This is a genomic window from Streptomyces sp. NPDC049577 (assembly GCF_040675635.1).
GTDB lineage: Bacteria > Actinomycetota > Actinomycetes > Streptomycetales > Streptomycetaceae > Streptomyces.
Map to the genome: position 1 here is coordinate 1 of NZ_JBFAPH010000398.1, position 5,343 is coordinate 5,343.

Genomic DNA, 5,343 nt, shown 5'->3' on the forward strand with positions numbered 1-5,343 from the left:
GAACGGTGCCCGGCCCCCGGGGAACGGGGCCGGGCACCGCCGGTTTCACGGCCGGATCAGGCGGGGGAACCCTCCGGCATCGGCGGCAGGTTGGGCAGCCGGTCGATCTCCATGCCGAACCAGCGCCGCATCGCCGGGATGAACGCCTCGTCGTCGAGGACCTCCTTGAACCGCTCGCCGTTCTCGATCCGCGTCAGCGTGCGGTCGAGGAGCGAGACGCGCCCGGTGGGGGTGATGAGCGAGGCCCACACCGAGCCGCCGGTCACCGGGGAGTCGGGCGAGGTCGAGAAGAACCACAGGGTCGGCACGAAGTCGCCCAGGTCCCGGGCCCGGGTCTCCAGCCGGATGCGGTGCACGCCGTTGTGCACCAGCTCGACGTCGCCCTCGGGGGTGTCCACGATCCGGTACGCGCCGTTCTCGTCCTGCTGCACCTCGCGCAGGTCCATGCGCAGCGGCTTCCGGCTGGCCCAGCGGAAGCCCACGTCGACCAGGTACGGGCCGTCCGCCAGGTCCACGCGCAGCACCATGTGCCCGTAGAACCAGCCGAGCAGGGCCTCCTGGCCGTTGTGCAGGGTCCTGCCGGGCAGCATGTGGACGGAGAAACCGAGCTCGCGCAGGAGCGTGGCGAAGGCGGAGTTCAGCTCGTAGCAGCCGCCGCCCCGGCGCCGGCGCACGACCTTGTCGAGGACGTCCTCGCCCATCCGGATCGGTATGCCCAGGTTGAAGTCGATCGTCTCGAAGGGGACCGACATGATGTGGCGCTCCTGGAGGTGAGCCAGGGCCGCGAGGTCCAGCCTCTCCGGTCGCTTCGCCCCGATGCGCTCCAGATAGGCGTCCACGTCGACATTGCTCATGGTCAAGCTCCCGTTCTCAAGGGGGTGGAGGGCCGGGCCGGCGGCGCGGTGACGGTCGCCGTCACCAGCGCACCAGCGCGAACCCGAAGGAGAAGCCGCCGCCGAAGGCGGCCAGCAGCACCTGGTCGCCCCGCCGTACCGAGCCGGAGCGGGCGGCGTGGTCGAGGGTGATGGCGACCGAGGCCGCGCCCGTGTTGCCGTACTCCTCCACGGTCGAATGCATCCGGGCGCGGGGCAGGCCCAGCTGCCCGGCGAGTTCCCGGAGCATCACGGCGTTGCCCTGGTGGGGGACGACGTGTTTGATGTCCGCCCGCGTGACGCCGGCCTCGTCGAGGAACTCGTCCAGCGCGGGCGGCAGGCCGGCGCCGACGAATTCCTTCACGCCGCGCCCGTTCATCCGGAAGTAGTGCAGCTCGTCCTCGACGGTCCCGTGCGTCCAGCCCAGCCGGGAACCCCCCGCCGGCACGCTGACGAGGTCCCGTTCCTCACCGAAGGTCAGCAGCCGGGTCGCCAGCACCTCGCGGCCCGCCGTCAGCGGTCCGAGTACCACCGCGCCGGCGCCGTCGCCGAACAGGGTGACCGTGCGCCGGTCGGCCGGGTTCAGTATGCGGCTGTACATGTCGGCGCCGATCACCAGCGCGTAGCCGCCGGAACCGAGCAGGGCGCGGTGGGCCAGCGAGAGGGCGAACGCGAAGCCGGTGCACACGGCGTTGAGATCGAACGCGGCGGCCGTGGGCGGCGCCTCCAGGTTGTAGGCCACCGAGGCGGCCGTCGGAGGCTGCGGGGAGTCGGGCGTGGACGTCGCCACGATGATCAGGGAGAGGTCCGAGGCCCGCAGGCCGGCGTCCTCCAGCGCGGTCCGGGCCGCGATGGTCGCCAGGTCCGAGGTGGCCTCCTCGTCCTTGGCCCAGCGCCGTCGGAGGATACCCGTCTTCCGGACGATCCACTCGTCGTCGACGCCGGCCGGTCCGCCCACCTCGTCGTTGGTCACGACCCTGGACGGGAGGTAGGACCCCGTTCCCAGAATTCCCACGGCCGGGGGTTTGTGGGGCAGTTCCAGTCCTTTGCCAGGTTTACCAGATTTATCAGCGGTCACTGTCGACCCCTCGGATAGTCGGTACCGTCCTGCGGTGTGGGTGGCAGCTCCGGAGCATTGCCTCCGCTCACGCTGCGCACATCAGTGTGTCAAGTCACGGAACGCGACACGTTCATTCATCCTCGAAGGGAATTCGATCGACCCACAACAACAATCGGAAGAATTTGTCAGGTCCGCGTCATGGCTGTAATTCGATGTTTATTCGACAAGGGAATCGCATTCATTGTTGCTACAGCCACCGACTTGATGGACTGTGCCGTTCCGAAACGGCATCGGGACCGCTTCACCCGCACACTGCCCTGATTACCGCGCGCCTTCGGGGCGCGCCCGCCCCCACCGCACGGAGGAACCGATGCCCGAACCGACCGGCGGAACCGTTCCGCTGACCGCCGGCACCACACCGAGCCCACCCGGTCCGGGGGCCGCACCGGCCACACACCGCGTCCGCCAGGTGCCCGGCTTCTGGCTGGCCCTGCTCGGCGCCCCCCTCGGGCTCAGCTCCACCAGCCCGGCCTTGATCCTCCCGGACATGGCCGGTGACCTCGGGGTCTCCGTGGCGACCGTGACCTGGTTCGTCACCGTCTTCTTCTGGGCCATCGCCGTCGGTACCCCGCTGGTCGCCGGGATCGTCCGCCGGCGCGGGCTGCGCCCTGCCCTCATGATGAGCGCCTGCTGCGTGGCCGCCGGCGTCGTGCTCGTCGTCGCCTCGCCGTGGTTCCCCCTGATCGTTCTCGGCCGCGCCGCCCAGGCGTTCGGCGGGGCCGGTCTGGTCACCATCGGGATGAACCTCGCCGGTTCGCCCCGCCGCATGGGCCTGATCACCGCCGGGGCCAGCATGTGCGGCGCCGTCGGACCGCTCGGCGGCTCACTGATCGCCGACGCCTGGTCCTGGCACGTCTCGCTCGCCCTGTCGGCCGTCACGCTGCTCGCCGTGCCCGCCGTCGCGCGGTACACCTCCCCGGCGCCCACGGCGGAGCCCCGCACCCGCTTCGACTTCCCCGGCGCGGCGGCGACCGTCGCCCTGGTGACCTCGCTGGTGTTCGTCCCGCACCATCCGGTCCCGGCGGCCGTCGCGGCCGTGGTGGCCGCCGTGCTGGTGGGCCTGCGCGTCCGGGCGCGCCCGGAAGGGTTCGTGCCCTCCGCGCTGCTGCGCAGCCCGGTCTTCCTGCTGTCGAGCGTGGTGGCGTTTGCGCTGTCCACCTCGTACTTCGCGCTGCTCTATGCCGTGCCGGCCCTGCTGGAGCGCGACACGTCGTGGTCCAAGGGCCAGATCGGCACGGTGCAGCTCGTGGCGCTGGTCATCGGCTCCGCGCTGTCCTGGGGGCTGGCGGCGCTCTCGCCGAGGATGAACCGCCCGGCCCTGCTCACCGTGCTGATCGGCCTCGGGGCCCTCGCCCTGGCCGGCGCGGTCCTGACACCCTGGGCCGCGCTGCTGCCCGTCGTGGCCGCCGTGGCGCTGTTCGCCGCGTCGTCGGGCCAGGCGACCTTGTCGCACCTCACCGCGAACGCGGCGAGGGAGCAGCAACGGCCTACCGCCATCGGCCTGTTCAACCTGTGCTACCAGCTGGGTGGCGCCTTCGGCCCGGCCATCGTCGCGCTCCTCGCCATCCGCCGGGGCTGACGGGCGACGGCCGCCTCCCGGCGTCCGCCGGCCCCCGCACCGCCGGCCGCGTGTCCGTCAGCCCCGCCAGTCGGCGGCGAACGCCCGGGCGGGGTTGCCGGTGAAGACCTGGGTGACGAACTCCTCGCCCAGCTCGCGCGTGAGCCTCGGCCGCAGCGTGCCGAGCAGGTACGGCATCCCCGGACCGCCTCCCGTGGCCGCGCGGGCGGCGGCCGTGGTGGTGTCCCCGCCCAGCAGCAGCTGCCCGGCGTGACCGGCCTCGGCCAGGGCGGCGAGCACGTCGAACAGCCGCCAGTCGGTGGCGTGGTGGGCGCGGGACGGCCCGTCGAAGGCGAGGAACGCCCCGCGGCGGGCGACTTCCCGGTGGACCCGGGTGTCGGGCGAGCGGTTCAGATGGCCGAGGATCACGCGGGACGGCGGTACGGCCAGTTCCTCGCACAGCAGGTCGAGGACGTCGACGGCGGCGGTGCCGAGTTCGAGGTGGACGGCGATGGGCGCGTCCGTCGCGTGATGGGCCTCGGCCGCTGCCGTCATGATGTGCCGCGTGTGCGCGTCGACGGTGTGGAAGGCCCCGGCGACCTTGATCAGACCGGCCCGGACCGGAGCCGTGGTGAGGTCCTCGACGAACAGCTCCGCGAGCCGGCCCCGCACCCGCTCCAGCAGGGCCGGCTCGTAGTGGACGGCCTGGTGCAGCCCGGTCGCGGCCACCAGCCGCACTCCGGTGGACCGCGCCAGCCGGGCCAGTTCGTCCCGGCGCCGGCCCATGCCGCGCGGCGTCCACTGCACCACCGCCTGCCCGCCCAGCTCACGGAAGGCGGTCAGCTCCTCGGCCGCGGCGGCTGCGTCGTCGAGCTCCTGCCCAGGCAGCTGCGGGCTGCGCAGGAAGAGGTGGTCGTGCGCGTCGCAGACCCCCAGCTCCTCGGGCGGCACATCTCCGAGCACGGTACGGACGGCGGTCACGGACTTCCCCCTCTGGACGGCTCACCATGGAACGATCATGGTTTCACTGCCGGAGGGGCGAAGCCAACTCCGTTTCCCGGCTCACCCTCCGCTTCCGGCACGGACCGGCAGGGTGCCGGTCCGGGTGCCGATCCGGGTGCCCGAGGTGCCGATGCCGGTGGGGCCGTGCGGCGTCGGCACCGCCGGGGGAGCGGCGTGGTGGCGCAGCAGGTCGGCCTCGGTGTACCGGTGGCATTTCCGGTGCCAGGTGAGGACGGCGGACATCCAGTCCTTGAGCTCCTGGACGTAGCCGTCCAGGGCGGCGCGGGCCTCCGCGTCGAGGGCGAACTCCTCGGCGAGCGCGGGCAGCTGGGTGGCGACGACGTGCTGGAACTCTCGCATGCGGGAGTTCATCAGGTCGTCGACGATGCCCAGGGCCTCCATGCGGCCGCAGCCGAAGAAGTTCTGCACGACGAGGACGGCGTTGTGCACCTCGCCCTGGAACTCGATCTCCTTCTGGTAGGAGAAGCAGTCGTTGATCAGGGTGCCGTAGTCGGAGGCGGACTGCTCCATGGCCTGTACCGCCCGCGAGCGGTGGACCTCCGGGGGGAGGGCCTTGCCATGCCGGAGCCGTGACAGGCTCATGGTGAGGTCCGAGCCGAAGGTCTTGCGGCGCATCTCGATGTAGTCGACGGGTTCGGGGATGCGGTTCTGCCGCTGGTTGGCGAGCTCCCACAGCCAGCTCTGGGTCATGTCCTCGATGGCGGTGCGGAATGCGCGCCGGGCGTCCTTGGTCATCGGGCCGGCCGTGCGCGGCCAGAGATCGGCGAGGC

At 71.9% G+C, this 5,343-nt stretch carries 4 protein-coding genes and 1 pseudogene; 1 reads left to right on the forward strand and 4 read right to left on the reverse strand.

Features of this window, described 5'->3' with window-relative positions; genetic code table 11:
* Nucleotides 1-56: 56 nt before the first annotated feature.
* Nucleotides 57-854, reverse strand: a complete 798-nt coding sequence (locus AB0K09_RS29395) for an arylamine N-acetyltransferase (protein ID WP_366068450.1) — start codon at nucleotides 852-854, stop codon at nucleotides 57-59.
* Between the two features lie 61 nt (nucleotides 855-915).
* On the reverse strand, nucleotides 916-1,881 hold the full coding sequence (locus AB0K09_RS29400) for a ketoacyl-ACP synthase III (protein ID WP_366068453.1): 966 nt from the start codon (nucleotides 1,879-1,881) through the stop codon (nucleotides 916-918).
* Nucleotides 1,882-2,302: 421 nt separating this feature from the next.
* Here AB0K09_RS29400 and AB0K09_RS29405 point away from each other — a divergent pair, with 421 nt between their 5' ends.
* On the forward strand, nucleotides 2,303-3,571 hold the full coding sequence (locus AB0K09_RS29405; protein ID WP_366068451.1) for an MFS transporter: 1,269 nt from the start codon (nucleotides 2,303-2,305) through the stop codon (nucleotides 3,569-3,571).
* 57 nt (nucleotides 3,572-3,628) lie between these two features.
* Here the strand turns inward: AB0K09_RS29405 and AB0K09_RS29410 are convergent, their stop codons facing one another.
* Complete coding sequence (locus AB0K09_RS29410; protein WP_366068452.1) at nucleotides 3,629-4,531, reverse strand: phosphotriesterase; 903 nt, start codon at nucleotides 4,529-4,531, stop codon at nucleotides 3,629-3,631.
* Between the two features lie 81 nt (nucleotides 4,532-4,612).
* Nucleotides 4,613-5,343 (reverse strand): annotated as a pseudogene (locus AB0K09_RS29415) (germacradienol/geosmin synthase); the annotation flags it as partial.

Excerpts from the sequence above, each read along its gene's own strand:
- AB0K09_RS29395 (WP_366068450.1), bottom strand. The coding sequence starts at position 854 with ATGAGCAATGTCGACGTGGACGCCTATCTGGAGCGCATCGGGGCGAAG.
- AB0K09_RS29405 (WP_366068451.1), top strand. The coding sequence starts at position 2,303 with ATGCCCGAACCGACCGGCGGAACCGTTCCGCTGACCGCCGGCACCACA.